Source organism: Cryobacterium sp. TMT1-3, from assembly GCF_004402315.1.
In the GTDB taxonomy this organism is placed as follows: domain Bacteria; phylum Actinomycetota; class Actinomycetes; order Actinomycetales; family Microbacteriaceae; genus Cryobacterium; species Cryobacterium luteum.
In genome coordinates this window covers 136,874-153,794 of record NZ_SOFW01000006.1, presented here as the reverse complement: position 1 = coordinate 153,794, position 16,921 = coordinate 136,874, and the positions used below count along the sequence as shown (strand labels likewise).

Sequence of the window (16,921 nt, the reverse complement as noted above, 5' to 3'; positions counted from 1 at the left end):
GCTGGGAGCCGTAATAAAGAGAAAAGTTGAGTGATTTCGCACCCGCGGTCATCGCCGCCCGCTGGCGCTCCTGACGTCAGCCGCAATGCAGCCAGTAGAAACTCTGCGCCCCGAGGGTGAGGGTGAGGGCGCCCTCCTCGTTGAAACTGGGAAAGACAGCGCCGCCGAACAGGTCATAGAGCCGGGTGCCGGCCATGTCGACATCCTCGATGGTGAAGGCGACCGGATTGTGCGAAAAGCTGAAGACGCACATCACGGATTCCGGCTGATCGCCGAAGATGGAACCAGAGCCGGCGTAGCTACGGGTGAACACGAGCACCGATTCGTGGTTGGTCTTCAACACGCGGATCGTGCCGAGCCCGAAGGTGGGGTGTGCCTTGCGCACGTGGATCACGTTACGGATCCAGTGCAGGAGCGAACCGGACTGGGCCAGCTGGGATTCCACGTTGGTCTGCGTGAAATTGTAGACCAGGGACTGCACGATCGGCAGGAACAGCTTGCCCGGGTCGGCATCGGAAAAACCGGCGTTGCGGTCCGGGGTCCACTGCATCGGGGTGCGGGAACTATCCCGGTCGGGCAGCCAGATGTTGTCGCCCATGCCGATCTCGTCGCCGTAGTAGAGGAACGGGCTGCCCGGCAGGGCAAACAACAGGGCGTGGGCGAGCTCCAGCTCCGCCCGAGAGTTGTCGAGAAGCGGCGCCAACCGCCTGCGGATGCCAATGTTCGCGCGCATCCGCGGGTCGTAGGCATACCAGCCATACATTGCCTGCCGGTATTCCTCGCTGACCATTTCCAGGGTGAGTTCGTCGTGGTTGCGCAGGAACACGCCCCAGCCGGCGCCGTCGGGAATGTCGGTCGTCTCGGAGAGTACCCGCACCAATTCGTTGGCTTGCTGGGAGCGCAGCGAATAGAAGATGCGCGGCATCACGGGAAAATCGAAGGCCATGTGGCATTCCGGTTCGTCTTCGGTGCCGAAGAACGCGGCGACTTCCCGCGGCCACTGATTGGCTTCAGCGATCATGACCCGGCCGGGGTAGTCCCGATCCACCATGGAGCGCAGTCGCTTGACGAACTCGTGCGTCGGCGGCTCACCCTCGCCATTGCCCTCCTCGGATTCGAACAGGTACGGGATCGCGTCCAGGCGAAAGCCGTCGACGCCGAGGTCCAGCCAGAAGCGCACGACATCGAAGATGGCTTCCTGAACGGCCATGTTCTCAAAATTGAGGTCGGGCTGATGTGAGAAGAAACGGTGAAAGAAAAACTGTCGGCGCACCGGATCGAAGGCCCAGTTCGATTCTTCGGTGTCGGTAAAGATGATGCGAATGTTGGGGTACCGCTCGTCGGTGTCGCTCCACACGTAGAAATCTCCGTACGGGCCGTCGGGGTCCTCACGGGACTGCTGGAACCATTCATGCTGGTCCGAGGTGTGATTCAGCGGAAAATCGATCACGATGCGCATATTCCGCTCGTGCGCTTTGGTCACGAGGTCCTTGAACTCCTCCAGCGTGCCGAATTCGGGCAGGATCGTGCGGTAGTCGGCCACATCGTATCCGCCGTCCTTGAGCGGAGAGTTGAAGAACGGCGGAATCCACAGGGCGTCGATGCCGAGCCACTGCAGGTAGTCGAGCTTCGACACGAGGCCGGAAAGGTCGCCCGAGCCGTCGGCATTGCTGTCCACAAAGGATCGAACCATGACCTCATAGAAGACGGCACGGCGATACCACCGCGGATCGAGGGCCAATCCGGGCAGCTGAATGGGTGCGGTGAAGCTCACGGCAGTCCTTCCGTCCCCGCGAAGGGCTCTCTCGATGCAGATAGTGGCTCGAGTCTAGATCGACCACCCCGGTGCACGTCCAGCCTTGCGCAAGTCTCGCGCCTAAACTAGGTCCGATGATCGTTTCTTCTCCCTACGACAAGCTCCTGCAGAGCCTCCCGGTGCGCGAGCTCACCGCATCCGTTCCCGGCATCGAACGCCGGGCGAGTGACACGCGGTACTGGGAGTACGGCGATCCGGCTGCGACCACCACGCTGGTGCTGGTGCACGGCTTTCGAGGCGATCACCACGGCCTGCAGCTGGTCGTGGCCGAGATGCTCGGCGACGCCACAAGCTCACCCGACCTGCGCATCGTGGCACCCGACCTGCCCGGATTCGGCCAGTCTGCTCCATTTCGGGATGGCACACATTCCCTGTCGGCCTACGTCGGCTGGCTACAGGACTTCCTTCGGGTACTGGCCCCGACCGGTCGGGTGGTCGTGCTGGGCCATTCCTTCGGTTCGATCGTGGTCGCTGCCGCCGTCGCCGACAAACTGGCGGTCGACGAGGTCATCCTGGTCAACCCGATCGCCGCTCCGGCACTGTCCGGGCCGCGCGGCATACTGACCCGTCTGGCTGTTTTCTACTACTGGGCCGCTGCGACCTTGCCGGAGCGCTGGGGTTATGCGCTGCTGCAAAACCGTGCCATCGTGCGCGTCATGAGCGTGAGCATGGCCAAGACTCATGATGCGCAGCTACGGCGCTGGATTCACAATCAGCACGACCGTTACTTCAGTGCTTTCGCCAATCGTCAGGTCGTGATGGCCGCCTTCACCGCCTCGGTCAGCCACGACGTGAGCGAATTCGCCGCACAGATTCGACAACCGACGCTGCTGATCGCCGCCGATAAAGATGACATCACACCCCTGGCCGCCCAGTACCGGTTGAAAACGTTGTTTCCCAACGCGACGCTGCGGGTCATCGAGAATGTCGGCCACCTTATCCACTACGAAAAACCGAAACCGGCTGCAGCCTGCATTCGGGATTTCCTCGCGGCGGAGCGACCGCTGTGAGGATTGTCGTCGACTGCCGTTATGTGCGCCTCGATCAACACGACGGCATCAGCCGCTATACGGCGGGGCTGGTCACCGAACTGGGCCGCCTGCATCCGCTCATCATGTTGATCAGCGATCATCGCCAGCTGAAGATGCTTCCGGCTCTGCCCTGGCAGTTGGTGCGCGCACCGACCAGCCTGTTCGAACCGCTCGTCGCGCTGTCGGTCAATCGGCTGAAACCCGACGTCGTCTTCAGCCCCATGCAGACGATGGGGTCCTGGGGCCGCAAGTATCGGTTGTTCCTGACCGTGCACGACCTGATCTACTACCGTAACCGCACACCGCCGCGCGATCTGGCCCCGTTCATCCGCCTGCTCTGGCGGGCCTACCACCTGTCCTGGTGGCCACAACGGATGCTGCTGAACGGCGCCGACGGCGTCGTGACGGTCTCCGAGACCACGCGTTCACTGATCAGGGAACACCACCTGACGCGGCGGCCCGTCACCGTGGTGCCCAACGCCGCCGATCCCGCACCGGGTCTGCCCGGTCACCGGAGCATTCCGGAAACGACCCGACTGATCTACATGGGTTCCTTCATGCCGTACAAGAACCTCGACACGCTCGTTCTGGCCCTGGCCGACCTGCCGGACTACGAACTGCATCTGCTCAGTCGGGTGACGTCGACCGAACGGGACCGGCTCGGCCGGCTGGCACCCCAGGCCCGCCTCGTCTTCCACGACGGGGTCAGCGATGAGCAATATCACCGGCTGTTGCGCTCGGCGACCGCGCTTGTGACCGCTTCGCTCGATGAAGGCTTCGGAATTCCGTTGGTTGAGGCGATGAGCCTGGGAATCCCAGTCATCGTCAGCGACATTCCGATCTTTCGGGAGATCGGTGGCGATGCCGCGCTGTACTTCGATCCGAGGAGTGCGGATGCACTCGCTGGAGCGGTGCATCAGTTGGCAGCCCCGGGGGAGTGGGCTGCCCGTTCGGCTCGATCGATCGACCAGGCTACCCGTTTCACCTGGCAAGCCTCGGCTCGAACCCTGCTCGGGGTGCTCGAGGGAACCGTTTCGACGACTCCGTAGCTGCGATTCACGCCGCGCGGGAGCTGCGCCGCTGCGCGGGACGCGCAATTCGCGCGCAACGGCGCAGGTCGAGCGCCTTGCGTCGCGCTGGAGTTTTGTCCAGCCCCATTCTCCCGCGCATTGGCGCAAGTCCAGCGTGACGCGCGGCATCCGTGCGGTGGGGTGCCGGGTTAGAGTACGGGCGACGCTGGAAAATCGCCACGATCTCCCGGCAGGCGAGTCGTCGCATCGAAATGCGTCAGCAGTAGCTGATCGTTTTGCCACCGAAAATCGTGCACAGACCCGTTGGCGATGAATTCACCGTGCCTCGGCCGGTCACCCGCGGTAACGTGACGCAGCAGGGTGCCGATGATCCCGCCGTGGCTGAGCACAAGCACGCGCTGGCCCGCCCGCCCATCGGCAAGCGCAGCAAGGGCCACAAGCACGCGATCAACGACGTCTCGCCGAGTTTCCAGCCCGGGAACGGCCACACCATCGGGAAAGCGAAGCTGACGTTCAGCGAAGGTGAGTCCCTCAATGGCACCGTGGTGGCGTTCGGTGAGCGCGGCAACGACCTGTGGATCGTTCAGGCCAAGCTCAGCGGCAATGATCCGAGCAGATTCTGCCGCACGCAGCAGCGGGCTGGTCACGATGACATCCCAGCGCCGGCCGGCAAGGCGCATCGCTGCGGCGACGGCCTCTGCTCGCCCCGTGGCGTTCAGGGGAATGTCTGTGCTGCCCTGAATTCGATGGTGCAGGTTCCAGTCCGTCTGGCCATGGCGCACGATGGAGAACGATGTCGTCGCCGGTTCACCCTCGACCGTGGTGATTCGCTCCGTGAACAAACGGGGTCAGCCCAGCAGTCGGGCGGCCAGGGCAGCGAGGGTTTCGGAGGTGCCGGCCTCGAGTTTGTGCAGGGCGCGCCCATCACCCTTGGTCACCCCACGGTTGATCACGATGATGGGCAGCTTGCGCCGACGAGCCTGCTCCACCAGCCGAATACCAGAATTCACGGCCAGCGACGATCCAGCCACGATGAGGGCGTCGGAACCCGAAATCAAAGCGGATGCCTCCAGAAACGTTTCCGTGGGAACGAGCTCACCGAAGAAGACGACATTGGGCTTGAGCATGCCGCCGCAGACGGTGCAGTCAGGCACGACGAAGTCATCGATGTTTCCCACATCGGCATCGCCGTCGGGGGCGATCTGAATGCTCTCCGGGTTGCGCAGCACCGGGTTGTCGGTCTCGAGGCGAGCGGCGATACTGTCGCGCCCGAACGCCTGACCGCAGGCCAGACAGATGACCCGGTCGAGGGATCCGTGCAGCTCGACCACATGGAGCGACCCGGCGCGGGTGTGCAGGCCGTCGACATTTTGGGTGATGACCCCGGCGATAGCGCCGGCGCTCTCCAACTGCACCAAAGATCGGTGTCCCAGGTTGGGTTCGGCCCGGTGGAAAACCCGCCAGCCCAGGTGGCTTCCGGCCCAGTAGCGTTTACGGGATCGTTCGTCGGCGACGAAGGTTTGAAAAGTCATCGGGGTGCGCGTCGGCGCACCCTCGCCGCGATAGTCCGGAATACCGGAATCCGTACTGAGACCGGCTCCGGTGAGCACTGCGGCACGTTTGCCGCGCAGCAACGTCGCGACGGCATCCACTGCGCGCTCGGAATCGAGGGCAAGCGCCGAGGCGAGCGCGGCGGCGGTATCGGGAGCGTCAGACGGTTCGAGCGCATCGACCAGTACCGTGTCGCGGGGCGAAGCCGAGTCGGCAGTCATCGGCGCTCCTTTCGGGCCAAGGCGAATACGAACTATTGCTCGCCCCTTGATTCTAAACTCGTCTGTTTTCCTGTTTGACTACCCACCTGTCAGGCTTGGGCTCAACACTCATCTCGAAAGGCATGTTTTCGTGCAGATCACCCGCATTACCGACCTGTCCACTGCGGGTCTCGCCGATTATTCGCGTTTGACCGATGTTGCCCTCCGTCGGGTTCTGGAACCGGCCGGCGGTCTGTACATCGCCGAGTCGCCCAAGGTCATCGCCCGGGCGTTGAACGCCGGGCATCGGCCCCGCTCCCTGCTCATTCAGGAACAGTGGATGCCCGATGCCGAGCGACTGCTCGTCGACTGGCCGGACGTGCCGGTCTACGTCGGTGAGGCGAGCGTGCTGGAACAGCTGACCGGCTACAACCTGCACCGGGGCGCCCTCGCCGCCATGCACCGGCCAGCGCTCGAGCCGGTCGAGGCGCTCCTGACCGACGCCCGCCGTATTGTGATCCTGGAAGACATCGTGGACCACACCAACGTCGGTGCGATATTTCGATCCGTGGCCGGGCTCGGTGCCGACGCGGTGCTGATCACCCCGCGTTGCGCAGACCCTCTCTATCGACGCAGCGTGCGCGTGAGCATGGGCACCGTGCTTCAGGTGCCGTGGACCCGCCTGCCGGAATGGAGCGTTGCCACCCCGCTGTTGCACGCGGCCGGCTTCCACCTGGCGGCCCTGGCGCTTTCCGACGCAGCGGTGTCGCTCGACGTGTTCGCCGAGGCGCCACCCGAGCGACTCGCGATCATCCTCGGTGCCGAAGGCGACGGGCTCAGCCAGCACGCCCTGGCTGCCTCCGACACGGTGGTGACCATACCGATGCTGCACGGTGTGGATTCGCTTAACGTGGCATCCGCGAGTGCCGTCGCGCTCTACGCCCTACGCTCTGCGCATTCGTTCGTGACGTCGGCGAACCCGATGAACGACGCGAAGAAGTTAGGCTGAACGGATGTCTCCCTCCCGTCGCGTAGTCCTCCAACGTCGGCGACTGGCCGTCTTCAGCGTTGTTCTCTTGGTGCTGGGCGGCGTCGGATATGTCGGCGCCACCACTCTGGCTCCCGTACCCGTGAGCGCCGCGGCCCTCGTGCAGCCCGCCGACCTCACCCAGCCGATGGCCGCCCCGACCTGGCCGTCCTTCGGTGCGAGCGCCATCGGCGCTGTCGGTCTTCCCGGCGTGTTGGCGTCGAGCGGCGCGCAGGACACGGTGCCGATTGCGAGTATCACCAAAATGGTCACCGCACTCGTCATCCTCGATGCGAAGCCGCTCGGTGCCGGCGAGGCTGGGCCCGACATCACGTTCACCGACGCCGACGTGGACATCTACTACGACGTGATCGCCGAAAACGGTTCGGTGGCTCCCGTCGTGTCCGGAATGGTGCTCACCCAGCGGGAGGCATTCGAGGCGATGCTGCTGCCGTCGGCCAACAACTATGCGGCGTCCCTCGCGGTGTGGGCCTACGGATCCATCGACAACTACCTGGCAGCGGCGAAGGCCTGGCTGGCTGACAATTCGCTGGACCAGACCAGTGTCGCCGACACCAGCGGCCTTTCCTCGTCGAGCGTGAGCAGTCCGGCTGACCTCGTGGAAATCGGCAAGCTCGTCGTCGGCCACCCGGCCCTCGCCGAGATCGTGGCCCTTCCTGCGGCGGTCCTGCCCGTCATCGGCACCATCACCAACACCAACAAGCTGCTCGGCCGTGATGGCGTCGACGGCATCAAGACGGGAACGACGGATGTGGCCGGCGCCTGCCTGTTGTTCTCGACCGACTTCACCGTCGGAACCACCACGGTCACCGTTGTCGGCGTGGTGCTGGACGGTGAAACGCACTCCGAGCTCAATTCTGCGATTTCCGCGCTGATCACGAGCGTGCAGCCCGGGTTTCACGAGGTCGCGCTGGTTGAAGCCGGTGCCGTGTTCGGCAGTTACACGACCGAGTGGGGCGACGTGAGTGACATCGTCGCCGAGCGGGCGGCATCCGTTCTGGTCTGGTCGGACTCACCGATCAGCGGCGCCGCGGCGGCCGCCGACGTGCAGCTCGCCCGGGCCGGCGACGAGGTGGGGGAGGTGTCGTTCACGATCGGGACCGGAACGCCGACGACGGTGACCGTGCCGCTCGAACTGCACCGGGGCCTGACCGATCCCGGCCCAGCTTGGCGCATGGGGCACCCGGGCGAACTCGCGGCGGGCTGACGCTCAGAGCGACCTGCCGGTCAGACCGTCGGCAGGGTGAACGGGCCGGCCGCCGGCCGTTTGGGCAGGACGTTGTCGCCGGAGGATTGGTGCCGCACCCGACGCAGCACCCACGGCACCAGGTACTCCCGCGCCCATGCGAAGTCTTCGGTGCGCGCCTGACGCCAGCTGGTACCCGGCATCGGCTCTGGCGCGCTCGGTTCGAGGGAATTCTTCACGTTGAGGGTCTCCAGCACCATGCGGGCCACCGTGTGGTGTCCGAGAGCGTTCAGGTGCAGCCGGTCTGGCGCCCACAGCCGTGGGTCCTGGATCTCGGTGAGCTGCCACATGTCGGCCACGATGCAGTCGTACTTCGTTGCAATGGCGCGAATGTTCTCGTTGTAGATGGCGACCTTGCCGCGAATGCTGCGAAACACGGGGGAGAAGCCCACATCGGCACCGGTGAACAGCACGACCGTCGCGCCATCGCTGGTCAACCGGGAAATGACTTCGTCACAGCGCGCAGCGATGAAGTCCGGGTCGGTACCCGGTCGGAGCACGTCGTTGCCGCCGGCCGAGATGGTGATCAGGTCAGGGCGCAGCGCCAGCGCCGGTTCGACCTGTTCGTCGGCAATCTGCCGAATGAGTTTGCCGCGCACAGCGAGGTTGGCGTAAGCGAAGTCCTCGGTGCCGTCGCTCAAAATCTCGGCGACCCGATCGGCCCAGCCCCGGTGCCCGCCGGGGCTCTGCACCTCAGGATCGCCGATGCCTTCGGTGAAGGAGTCGCCCAGGGCGACGTAGCGCGACCACGGATGCTGTTGCTTCGTCATCGACCCATTCTGTCGGACCACCCGGGTCGGGTCGAACCGAGCGCGCTGCACGCGAACGTCAGTGGGCTTTGGTAGATTTGTCAGAAGTGAATACTCCATCGGTTTTCGGTCCCGCGCAGGGAACGAGTGCAGCCGAACATCTTTCGCCGTCCTTCCCCGAACGCGCCGCCTGGGGTACCGCTGGCAAGCTGCGTGCCTGGCAAGCCGAAGCGCTCGAAGCCTACTTCGTGCACGAACCGCGAGACTTCCTCGCCGCGGCCACGCCCGGTGCCGGCAAGACAACGTTCGCCCTGCGTCTGGCGGCCGAACTTCGGTCCCGGCGAACCATCGATCGCATCACCGTCGTCGCCCCGACCGAGCATCTCAAAAACCAGTGGGCGGATGCCGCGGCGCGCGCGGGCATCCGTCTCGACCCAATGTTCAAGAACGCCGACCGCAGTTACGGCAGCCACTATCACGGAGTCGTCGTCACCTACGCGCAGGTCGCAGCGCGCGCCGCCCTGCACAAGCAGCTCACCGAATCGAGCCGTACCCTGGTCATCCTCGACGAGATCCACCACGGGGGAGACGCCCTGAGCTGGGGCGACGCGATTCGTGAGGCGTTCGGCCCGGCCACCCGCAGGCTGTCACTGACCGGTACCCCGTTCCGGTCAGATACCTCGCCGATTCCGTTCGTGAGCTACCTGCCCGACAAGCACGGCATCCGCATGTCGCAGAGCGACTACGCCTACGGGTACGGCCGTGCCCTCGCCGACGGCGTGGTGCGCCCGGTCATGTTCATGGTCTACGCCGGGCACATGAAATGGCGCACCCGCGCCGGCGACGAGATGGAAGCAAAACTCGGCGAGGGTAACACCAAGGACATCACGAGCCAGGCTTGGCGCACCGCACTCGAGCCCAGCGGCCAGTGGATACCGTCGGTGTTGCGCGCCGCGAATTCGCGTCTGACCGAGGTGCGGCACGGCATTCCGGATGCCGGTGGCCTCGTCATCGCCACCGACCAGACCACCGCACGCGCCTACGCCGTTATCCTCGAGGACATCTGTGGTGAGCCGGTCACGATCGTGCTCTCCGATGAGAAAGAAGCCAGCGACCGGATCGACGAGTTCTCCAAGAACACGCGGCGTTGGATGGTCGCCGTGCGGATGGTGTCGGAGGGTGTTGATGTGCCGCGTCTCGCTGTCGGCGTGTACGCGACGAGCGCGGCCACCCCGCTGTATTTTGCCCAGGCGATCGGCCGGTTCGTGAGGGCGCGTCGTCGTGGAGAGACGGCGTCCATTTTTCTGCCGAACGTTCCCGGGCTGCTCAGCCTGGCCAACGCCCTCGAACTGGAACGCGACCACGCCCTCGACCGCAGCAACCGTGACGACGGCGACGATGGCATGTACAACCCCGAAGACGCCATGGTCACTGCGGCGAACAAGGAAGAGAAAGCGTCCGATGACCTCGGCGTGGACGACTTCACCTGGCAGGCCCTGGACTCGCAGGCGACCTTCGACATGGTCATGTTCGACGGTGATGAATTCGGTGAGCTCGCCGAGCCGGGCACCGATGAGGAGTTCGACTTCATCGGGATCCCCGGCCTGCTCGAGCCGGAGCAGGTGTCGGAGTTGCTGCGGCAACGCCAGTCCCGTCAGTCCAAGCGGTCCACCGACAAGCGTAGAGACCCCGTCACCGGCGACATCGCCCCGCTGGAGCCGCCGCCGCTTTACCGTACGCTGAAGGAACAGCGCACCCTGCTGTCGAGCCTGGTGGGCATGTGGTCGAAGCTGGCCAACGAGCCGCACGGCATGATCCACGCTGAGATGCGTCGGATCTGTGGCGGGCCCGCCGTCGCGCAGGCCAGCGTGACCCAGCTGCAGATGCGCATCGACCTGCTGCGCCGCCGTCTCGGCCGCAGCTAGCTAGTCACGCAGCGTCGTCGACCGGGCCTTGTTTTCGACACTGACGGGCGCACGGGCGACCAGCAGTGCGGTGAGAATGTCGTCGAGCAGGTCATCGACGTGTTCGAGTCCGATCGACAGGCGCACGACACCGGCGCCGGGGCGTGCCGTTGCCGCGACCGGCCGGTGGGTCAGGGATGCCGCGTGTTGAACGAGGGAGTCGACACCGCCCAGCGACACGGCGTGCGTGACCAGCCTCAGTGCTTCGGTGAAGCGCACGGCGGCTGCGTAGGAGCCCAGGTCCAGGGCCATCAGGGAACCGGCCCCCGCGCTCTGTCGGCCGATCAGCCCCTGCGGGTCCTGGCCGGGCAGGCCGGGGTAAAGTACGCGAGACAACGCCGGATGTTCGTTGAGCCGGGCAGCGATCACACCCGCCGTGTCCTGTTGGGCGCGCACCCGAATCGGCAGGGTGCGCAGCCCGCGATGCAGCAGGTAGGCGTTGAACGGCGCCAGCAAGCCACCGGTGAGCGCGCGCACCTGCCGCAGCCGCACCATCCACTCGTGGGGCCCCGAAACGGTTCCGCCCATGGCATCGCCGTGCCCGCCGAGGAACTTGGTCGCGCTGTGCAGAACCAGGGTAGCCCCGCACTCGATCGGGCGTTGCAGCACCGGCGTCGCAAAGGTATTGTCGACCAGCACCGGAACATCTCCGGCGGCCGCAACGACCGCCCGAATATCGGTGAGCTCGAGGGTCGGGTTGGCCGGCGTCTCGAGCACGACCAGACCGGTGTCCGCACGGATGGCCGCTGTAACGCCGGCCAGGTCGGTCCAGGTGACCGTCGTGCCGAGCAGCCCACTGGCCAGGACGTGGTCGGTTCCGCCGTACAGGGGGCGGAGGGCCACGATATGCGGCTTGCCGGCGGTCACCGTCGCGATCAGCGTCGCGGTAAGGGCGGCCATTCCGGTGGCGAAGGCCACTGTGCCCTCAGCCTGTTCCAACGCCGCCAGGGCGCACTCGAACCGGGCGACTCCGGGCTGCCACAACCGCTGGTAGACGGCGGAGTCCTCAGGTCGGGGAGTGCCTCCGGTCGCCAGGTTCTCGTACGACTCACCACCGGTCTCCACTGTTCGCAGCGGATTCGTTGTCGACAGGTCGATTCCCGGAACGTGAACCCCGGCCTCGGTGAGGCCGTCCATTCCGGCATGCACGGCTAGGGTTTCGATGTGTGGCGTCGATGGCAGCATGACCTCACAGAAGCAGATTCTGTGCGTTCCTACAAGGCACTCTGCAGACCCTTCCAAAACTGATCTTCACATCGCATAAACTCCTTGGTAACGAGGGAGTCTCTTAATGGAATCGAAGAAGCCGGAACTTGACCGGGTTGATCGCGCTTTACTGCGTGCCCTGTCCGTCAATGCGAGGGCTTCTGGGGCGGCCCTGGCCAGCGAGATCGGCGTCGCCGAATCCACCGTGTCTCTGCGTCTGCGCCGTCTGCAGCAGCTCGGCCACATTCGCGGCTATCGGGCCAACATTGACCTGGCCGCACTCGGCGCGAGCCTGCAGGCCCTGATCTCGGTGCGGCTGGCCAAGCACGCCCGGGTACAGATCGATGACTTTCGAAACGCAGCCCCGCACTGGCCCGGGGTGATCGGCCTGTTCCACACCGCCGGAGCCGATGACTATCTGCTGCACGTTGCCGCCGCGGATGCCTCCCACCTGCGTGACTTCGTGTTGGAACACCTCGCGGAGCATCCGGCCGTCGCCCACACCGAGACCAACCTGATCTTTGAGTACGTCGACGGTGACGGCTGGCAAGATCTGGTCAAGTAGCACCGCGGACGGACTGTGGGTCGTTGCTGACCGGTCCAGACCAATTCGGTTAAAACAAGAACGCCTCCCGCGTGAGCGGGAGGCGTTCTTCGCAAGCTCTATTTAGAGGGCGCGGATGTTCTCGGCCTGAGGACCCTTGGGGCCCTGGGTTACCTCGAACTCGACCTTCTGGTTCTCATCGAGGGACTTGTAGCCGTTCGACGCGATCGCGGAGTAGTGCGCGAAAACATCGGCGCTTCCGTCGTCGGGTGCGATAAAGCCGAAGCCCTTTTCAGCGTTGAACCATTTCACGGTACCTGTTGCCATTTGTAAAACTCCTCCAGGAGTGTTAGACCGGCCCCGACTGTCGGGACCGTTCGTCGCGGTATTCGTCGTCCGCTTCCGAAAGGAATGTGGCGCACAAACCGCGATCCAGTTGAATCACGATCGGTGCGTTTAAGACGTGCAAGCACTACAACTTCGAGTCCAACACTAGCCCACAAGTCTGGATGGTTTCAAAATTCCCAGCCTTTTCGACGTGAAAGCGTTACGTTCACGGCGAAATTCGGGTGAACTCCCGGTCTACCACTGCCTGTCGAGGGTCACGGCACCCGGTTTTCACAATGTCTTACGGCGTGTCATTCGGCGGTCACGAAATCAATCAGGTGCTCCACGCGGCCCAGGAGTTGCGGTTCCAGATCGGCAAAAGTGTGCACCCGGCCAAGAATTCGCTGCCAGGCCCTGGCGATGTCGGCCTGCTCCTCGTGCCGCCAGCCGAGCGCATCGCAGATGCCGTGTTTCCACTCGATACTCCGCGGCACCTCCGGCCAGGCCTGGAGGCCAACCCGAGCCGGCTTGACCGACTGCCACACGTCGACGAACGGATGCCCGACCACGAGCACGTTCGCGGCGAACGGCCCGCGCGCCACGGCCTCCGCGATGCGGCTCTCCTTGGACCCGGGCACGAGATGGTCGACGAGCACTCCGACGCGACGATCAGGTGCCGGCCGGAATTCGCGGAGGATGTCGTCGAGATTGTCGACGCCCTCGATGTATTCCACGACGACCCCTTCAACTCTCAGATCGGCACCCCAGACCTTTTCCACCAGTTCGGCGTCGTGCCGACCTTCGACAAAGATGCGGCTCGCACGAGCGACCCTGGCCCGCGCGTTCGGCACGGCGGTTGAGCCAGAGGCCGTGCGCACCCGGCCGAGGGCAGCGGCCATGGTCGGAGCCACCAGGGTCACCGCACGGCCGTCGATCAGAAAGCCGGAGCCGAGCGGAAAGAGTCGCAGTTTGCCGTGCCGATCCTCCAGGGTGACGATCTTCTTATCGACGCTCATGACGGCGCCGCAGAATCCGGTCGCGACCTCTTCCACAACCAGGTCTCGGGTGGCTTCCTGCGTCGGAATGACACGGCGGCCGGCGGCGCGCCAGCCGGGGGAGAGCACGTCTGCACTGTATCGATCGTCCATTGCATCGACGCTAGCCGACAACAGGGAGACGTCCGGGCAGGGCGCGGTATTCTGAAGACATGTGTGGTCGATTCATCATTACCGATACGGCGCCCGATCTGGCGTCCATGTTCGATGTCGAACACGAGGGGGAGAACCTGCCGGAGCCGTCCTGGAACATCCGGCCGACCGAGCAGATTCCCATCGTGCTCGAATCCGCCAGGACCGATCCGGCCGTGCGGCGGCTGGAATCGGCGCGCTGGTCGTTGATTCCTTCGTTCGCCACGGAACCGACATCGAAATTTCCGACCTTCAACGCCCGCGCAGAAACCGCCGCTGAGAAACCGACCTTCAAAACATCAGTACGGTCACGGCGTGCCCTGATACCGGCCACGGGCTATTTCGAGTGGCACACCGAAGGCAACGTCAAGACGCCCTACTTCGTCCATTCCGATGACGGCCTGCCGCTGGCTTTCGCCGGCCTGTATTCCTGGTGGAAGAACCCGGCCGCCGCCGACACCGACCCGGCGCGTTGGGTGCTGTCCGCCACCATCCTGACGACGGATGCGCGCGGTCCTCTCGCGCAAATCCACGATCGCACCCCCGTCGCCCTGCCGGAGGAATGGTGGGACCACTGGCTCGACCCGGCCACACAGGGCGACCAGTCGCTCATCGATGCCGCCGTGGCAGCCTCGCACGAGGTCGTCGAATCGCTGGATTTTCACGAGGTCGCTCCGGTGACCGGAAACGGCCCCGAACTGATCGAGCCGGTCACCAGGGATTCGATGTAAGCACTCCTGGCCCCAACCGGTACGCTCGAATCAATACAAATATTCATTACGCTCAACTCAGTGACTGGCGAGATTACGCGGGCGCTGCCGTGAAAGGACCACCCATGAACATTGTCGCCTTCGTCGTCGCGTTTGCGATCTTCGTCTTCGGTTTTTGGCTGTTCGGCCTGGCGTTCTCGGTCACGTCCCTGATGGCACCGATCTTCATCGGCGGAATCGTCTGCGTTTCCATCGCCATGGCGATCCCGTTCCACCTGCTCCGCGACTAGTCAGCGCCAACGTCGCGTTCGAACCGGCGACAGCAACCGACCGCGCGCAGCCGGCCAGGGCTCGCTCGGCGTACCTCGGCCCAATGTCAGAATCCCGCGGTACCGTTGACCTTCGATCGCCTTCGCAGCGATCGCCTTCGAACATGGAAAGGTCCCGCCCAGGATGCAAGACAGCCCGGCCGCATCCACTCCCTACGAGGTCCTCGGCGTGAGCCCGACCGCGACCGACGACGAGTTGCGTCGTGCCTACCGGCTGCTGCTTCGCCAGACGCACCCCGACGTCGGCGGCAGCGCGACCAAATTTCACGCCGTGCAGCTCGCCTGGGAGCGCATCGGCAGCCCCGAGAATCGTGCTGCCTACGATCGTCGACGTTTCGACGGTCCCGAGCAGCCTGCCGCAGCGGATGCCTACGCCGCCCCCTCCACCCGCGGTCCAGCCACGAAATCCAGCCTGAAAACCCGCATGCACGGCCACCCCGGCGGCCAGGCCCGGCTGAGATACCTCGATCTCGTGCGCGAATGGGCCGGTCGCGGCACGGTCATCGATGACCCGTACGCCCCCGCCCTCATTCGCAGCGCCCCCAAACTCGTGCGCCACTGCCTCGCCAAGGCTCTTGCCGAGGAGGCCACCGCTGCGCTCGTCGGCAACCTGGGCATCGGTTTCACCGCCTGGCACGACATCGATACCGGCGGCCAGACCGACAAACTCGACCACATCATCCTCGGCCCGGCCGGCCTGTTCGGCGTGCTCTCCGAGGACTGGGGAGCATCGGTGCAACTGCGCCGCGGCGAACTGGTCGGCGACGACCTGCCCGAAGATGACCGTCCGATTCACCAGTTCGAGGATGCCGCGCGCTCCATCACCCGCGCGCTGAAGGTGCGGTTCACCGCCCTCATCGTCGTCCTGCCCGACGGCGCGCTCGAGGAACCCGTGTCGCTGCCGAAGCGTGGCCGCCGCCCGATGATCATCGCCATCCCGCGTTCGCGCCTCGTCGGCGTGCTCCGCGACGGCCTGGCCGGCATGGAACGCGGCAGTTTCGAGAAAGTCTTCGAGCTGCGCAGCACCCTGCAAAACGGCATCCGCTTCGTGACGACCTAGCTGTCGGCGGGCAACGCCAGCTTCTGCACCCAGTGATGCAGGAACGTCGCCCCGGCCTCATCGTGGATCTGGTCGCCGATGACGATCACCGGGTACGGTCGGTCCAGAATCCCGTCGGCGGGTCGTACGTCCACGTGGGAGACGTCGAAGCCGGCCTCGTGCAAGTGGTCGGCCATGCGATAGTCGCTGCGGGAATCGCCGACCGAGCGCCACAGTCGGGGCAGCGGTCCGCTCTGCGCGAAATAGGCCAGCGCGCGCCTGGCGGCGTGGTCTTTGTCGAGGGTGACCGATTCGATATCGGTCGAGATGATCGTGGCGTCGAGCCGAAACGGAATCTCCCCGGAGGCATCCGCTGATTCAAGGTCGTTGAAGCGCACGCCCAGGCCGTGTTTCACCAGGAGGGCGAAGGCCGCCGCGTTGAATTCGGGTTGGCGGGCACGGTAGTCACCATGGCTCACGTCGGTGCGCTGCTCGACCGAGATCATGGCCTGCTTGGTCTCGTCGAAGAACATCTCCCGTGCGAACGACCGCGTGACCAGCCGGCGCACGTCGTCTATGACGGCCTGCGGCAGTGCCAGGGCCCGGTCGACGACCACCTCACCCATGCCGTCGTGCCCGATCGGAAACCAGACGGCGCCCTTTTCGCAAACACCGTACATTCGAAAGCTCTCCGGCAGCCCGGCCGCCACGAGCGGGGCGACGACCTGCTCGCGAATGAAGTCGGCCGAGCGACCGGTGATGAAGGCGATCGGCACCTGTCCGGCCGCGAGCGTGATCAGGTCGGTCAGGATGCCGGGTTTGGCGATGGTGCGCGTGACCGGGCTGGCAATCGGACCGTCGACGTCGAGGAGCAGTCCGAGGGGGGAGACGGGCGTAGGCATCTGGCCATTGTCCCATGCCGCTCGGGGGGTAATCAGGCGCT

The 16,921-nt window shown here is 65.0% G+C and carries 17 protein-coding genes; 9 read left to right on the top strand and 8 right to left on the bottom strand.

All coding sequences use genetic code 11. The features are described from left to right. Nucleotides 1-76 precede the first annotated feature (76 nt). Nucleotides 77-1,774, bottom strand: coding sequence for a maltose alpha-D-glucosyltransferase (gene treS / locus E3O25_RS01255; protein ID WP_092107902.1), 1,698 nt, complete (start codon nucleotides 1,772-1,774; stop codon nucleotides 77-79). A 116-nt stretch (nucleotides 1,775-1,890) separates the two neighbouring features. Between treS and E3O25_RS01250 the strand changes: the two genes are divergently transcribed. Together E3O25_RS01250 and E3O25_RS01245 are read left to right on the top strand one after the other, a co-directional pair. After that, a complete protein-coding gene (locus E3O25_RS01250; protein WP_092107904.1) occupies nucleotides 1,891-2,826 on the top strand; it encodes an alpha/beta fold hydrolase in 936 nt (311 codons plus the stop codon). Next, nucleotides 2,823-3,896 carry a glycosyltransferase family 1 protein gene (locus E3O25_RS01245; RefSeq protein WP_092107906.1) on the top strand — a complete coding sequence of 358 codons (1,074 nt, stop codon included), beginning with the start codon at nucleotides 2,823-2,825 and terminating at the stop codon, nucleotides 3,894-3,896. The genes E3O25_RS01250 and E3O25_RS01245 overlap by 4 nt, the downstream gene beginning before the upstream one ends. A gap of 170 nt (nucleotides 3,897-4,066) precedes the next feature. Here the strand turns inward: E3O25_RS01245 and E3O25_RS01240 are convergent, their stop codons facing one another. Further along, entirely contained in the window at nucleotides 4,067-4,720 is a 654-nt protein-coding gene (locus E3O25_RS01240) for a histidine phosphatase family protein (protein ID WP_092107908.1), read from the bottom strand. A 6-nt stretch (nucleotides 4,721-4,726) separates the two neighbouring features. Beyond that, a complete protein-coding gene (locus E3O25_RS01235) occupies nucleotides 4,727-5,650 on the bottom strand; it encodes a Sir2 family NAD-dependent protein deacetylase (RefSeq protein ID WP_092107910.1) in 924 nt (307 codons plus the stop codon). Between the two features lie 130 nt (nucleotides 5,651-5,780). On the opposite strand from E3O25_RS01235, the gene E3O25_RS01230 reads away from it, so the two are divergent. After that, nucleotides 5,781-6,638, top strand: coding sequence for an RNA methyltransferase (locus E3O25_RS01230; protein ID WP_134360259.1), 858 nt, complete (start codon nucleotides 5,781-5,783; stop codon nucleotides 6,636-6,638). A gap of 4 nt (nucleotides 6,639-6,642) precedes the next feature. After that, on the top strand, nucleotides 6,643-7,884 hold the full coding sequence (locus E3O25_RS01225) for a D-alanyl-D-alanine carboxypeptidase family protein (RefSeq protein WP_134360258.1): 1,242 nt from the start codon (nucleotides 6,643-6,645) through the stop codon (nucleotides 7,882-7,884). Between the two features lie 20 nt (nucleotides 7,885-7,904). Here E3O25_RS01225 and E3O25_RS01220 read toward each other — a convergent pair whose 3' ends face one another. Next, nucleotides 7,905-8,693 (bottom strand): SGNH/GDSL hydrolase family protein, encoded by a 789-nt coding sequence (locus E3O25_RS01220; protein ID WP_134360257.1) that lies wholly within the window; start codon nucleotides 8,691-8,693, stop codon nucleotides 7,905-7,907. An 86-nt stretch (nucleotides 8,694-8,779) separates the two neighbouring features. On the opposite strand from E3O25_RS01220, the gene E3O25_RS01215 reads away from it, so the two are divergent. Further along, nucleotides 8,780-10,597, top strand: a complete 1,818-nt coding sequence (locus E3O25_RS01215; RefSeq protein WP_092107917.1) for a DEAD/DEAH box helicase — start codon at nucleotides 8,780-8,782, stop codon at nucleotides 10,595-10,597. Here E3O25_RS01215 and E3O25_RS01210 read toward each other — a convergent pair whose 3' ends face one another. Then, nucleotides 10,598-11,821, bottom strand: coding sequence for a PLP-dependent aspartate aminotransferase family protein (locus tag E3O25_RS01210; RefSeq protein ID WP_134360256.1), 1,224 nt, complete (start codon nucleotides 11,819-11,821; stop codon nucleotides 10,598-10,600). It abuts the gene before it with no gap. A 106-nt stretch (nucleotides 11,822-11,927) separates the two neighbouring features. On the opposite strand from E3O25_RS01210, the gene E3O25_RS01205 reads away from it, so the two are divergent. After that, on the top strand, nucleotides 11,928-12,407 hold the full coding sequence (locus E3O25_RS01205) for an Lrp/AsnC family transcriptional regulator (RefSeq protein ID WP_092107921.1): 480 nt from the start codon (nucleotides 11,928-11,930) through the stop codon (nucleotides 12,405-12,407). A gap of 102 nt (nucleotides 12,408-12,509) precedes the next feature. On the opposite strand, the gene E3O25_RS01200 is transcribed toward E3O25_RS01205, so the two are convergent. Then, nucleotides 12,510-12,713 carry a cold-shock protein gene (locus E3O25_RS01200; RefSeq protein ID WP_035840308.1) on the bottom strand — a complete coding sequence of 68 codons (204 nt, stop codon included), beginning with the start codon at nucleotides 12,711-12,713 and terminating at the stop codon, nucleotides 12,510-12,512. Between the two features lie 311 nt (nucleotides 12,714-13,024). After that, nucleotides 13,025-13,861, bottom strand: a complete 837-nt coding sequence (locus E3O25_RS01195) for a DUF3097 domain-containing protein (protein WP_134360255.1) — start codon at nucleotides 13,859-13,861, stop codon at nucleotides 13,025-13,027. A 59-nt stretch (nucleotides 13,862-13,920) separates the two neighbouring features. On the opposite strand from E3O25_RS01195, the gene E3O25_RS01190 reads away from it, so the two are divergent. From E3O25_RS01190 to E3O25_RS01185, 3 genes are all read left to right on the top strand, one after another. Continuing rightward, a complete protein-coding gene (locus E3O25_RS01190) occupies nucleotides 13,921-14,631 on the top strand; it encodes an SOS response-associated peptidase (protein WP_092107925.1) in 711 nt (236 codons plus the stop codon). 104 nt (nucleotides 14,632-14,735) lie between these two features. Beyond that, nucleotides 14,736-14,900: a hypothetical protein gene (locus tag E3O25_RS16835; protein ID WP_166787699.1), complete on the top strand. Its 165-nt coding sequence runs from the start codon at nucleotides 14,736-14,738 to the stop codon at nucleotides 14,898-14,900. Nucleotides 14,901-15,063: 163 nt separating this feature from the next. Next, nucleotides 15,064-15,999, top strand: a complete 936-nt coding sequence (locus E3O25_RS01185) for a J domain-containing protein (protein WP_092107927.1) — start codon at nucleotides 15,064-15,066, stop codon at nucleotides 15,997-15,999. Here the strand turns inward: E3O25_RS01185 and E3O25_RS01180 are convergent. Further along, a complete protein-coding gene (locus E3O25_RS01180) occupies nucleotides 15,996-16,880 on the bottom strand; it encodes a hypothetical protein (protein ID WP_092107929.1) in 885 nt (294 codons plus the stop codon). The genes E3O25_RS01185 and E3O25_RS01180 overlap by 4 nt on opposite strands. Between the last annotated feature and the right edge of the window lie 41 nt (nucleotides 16,881-16,921).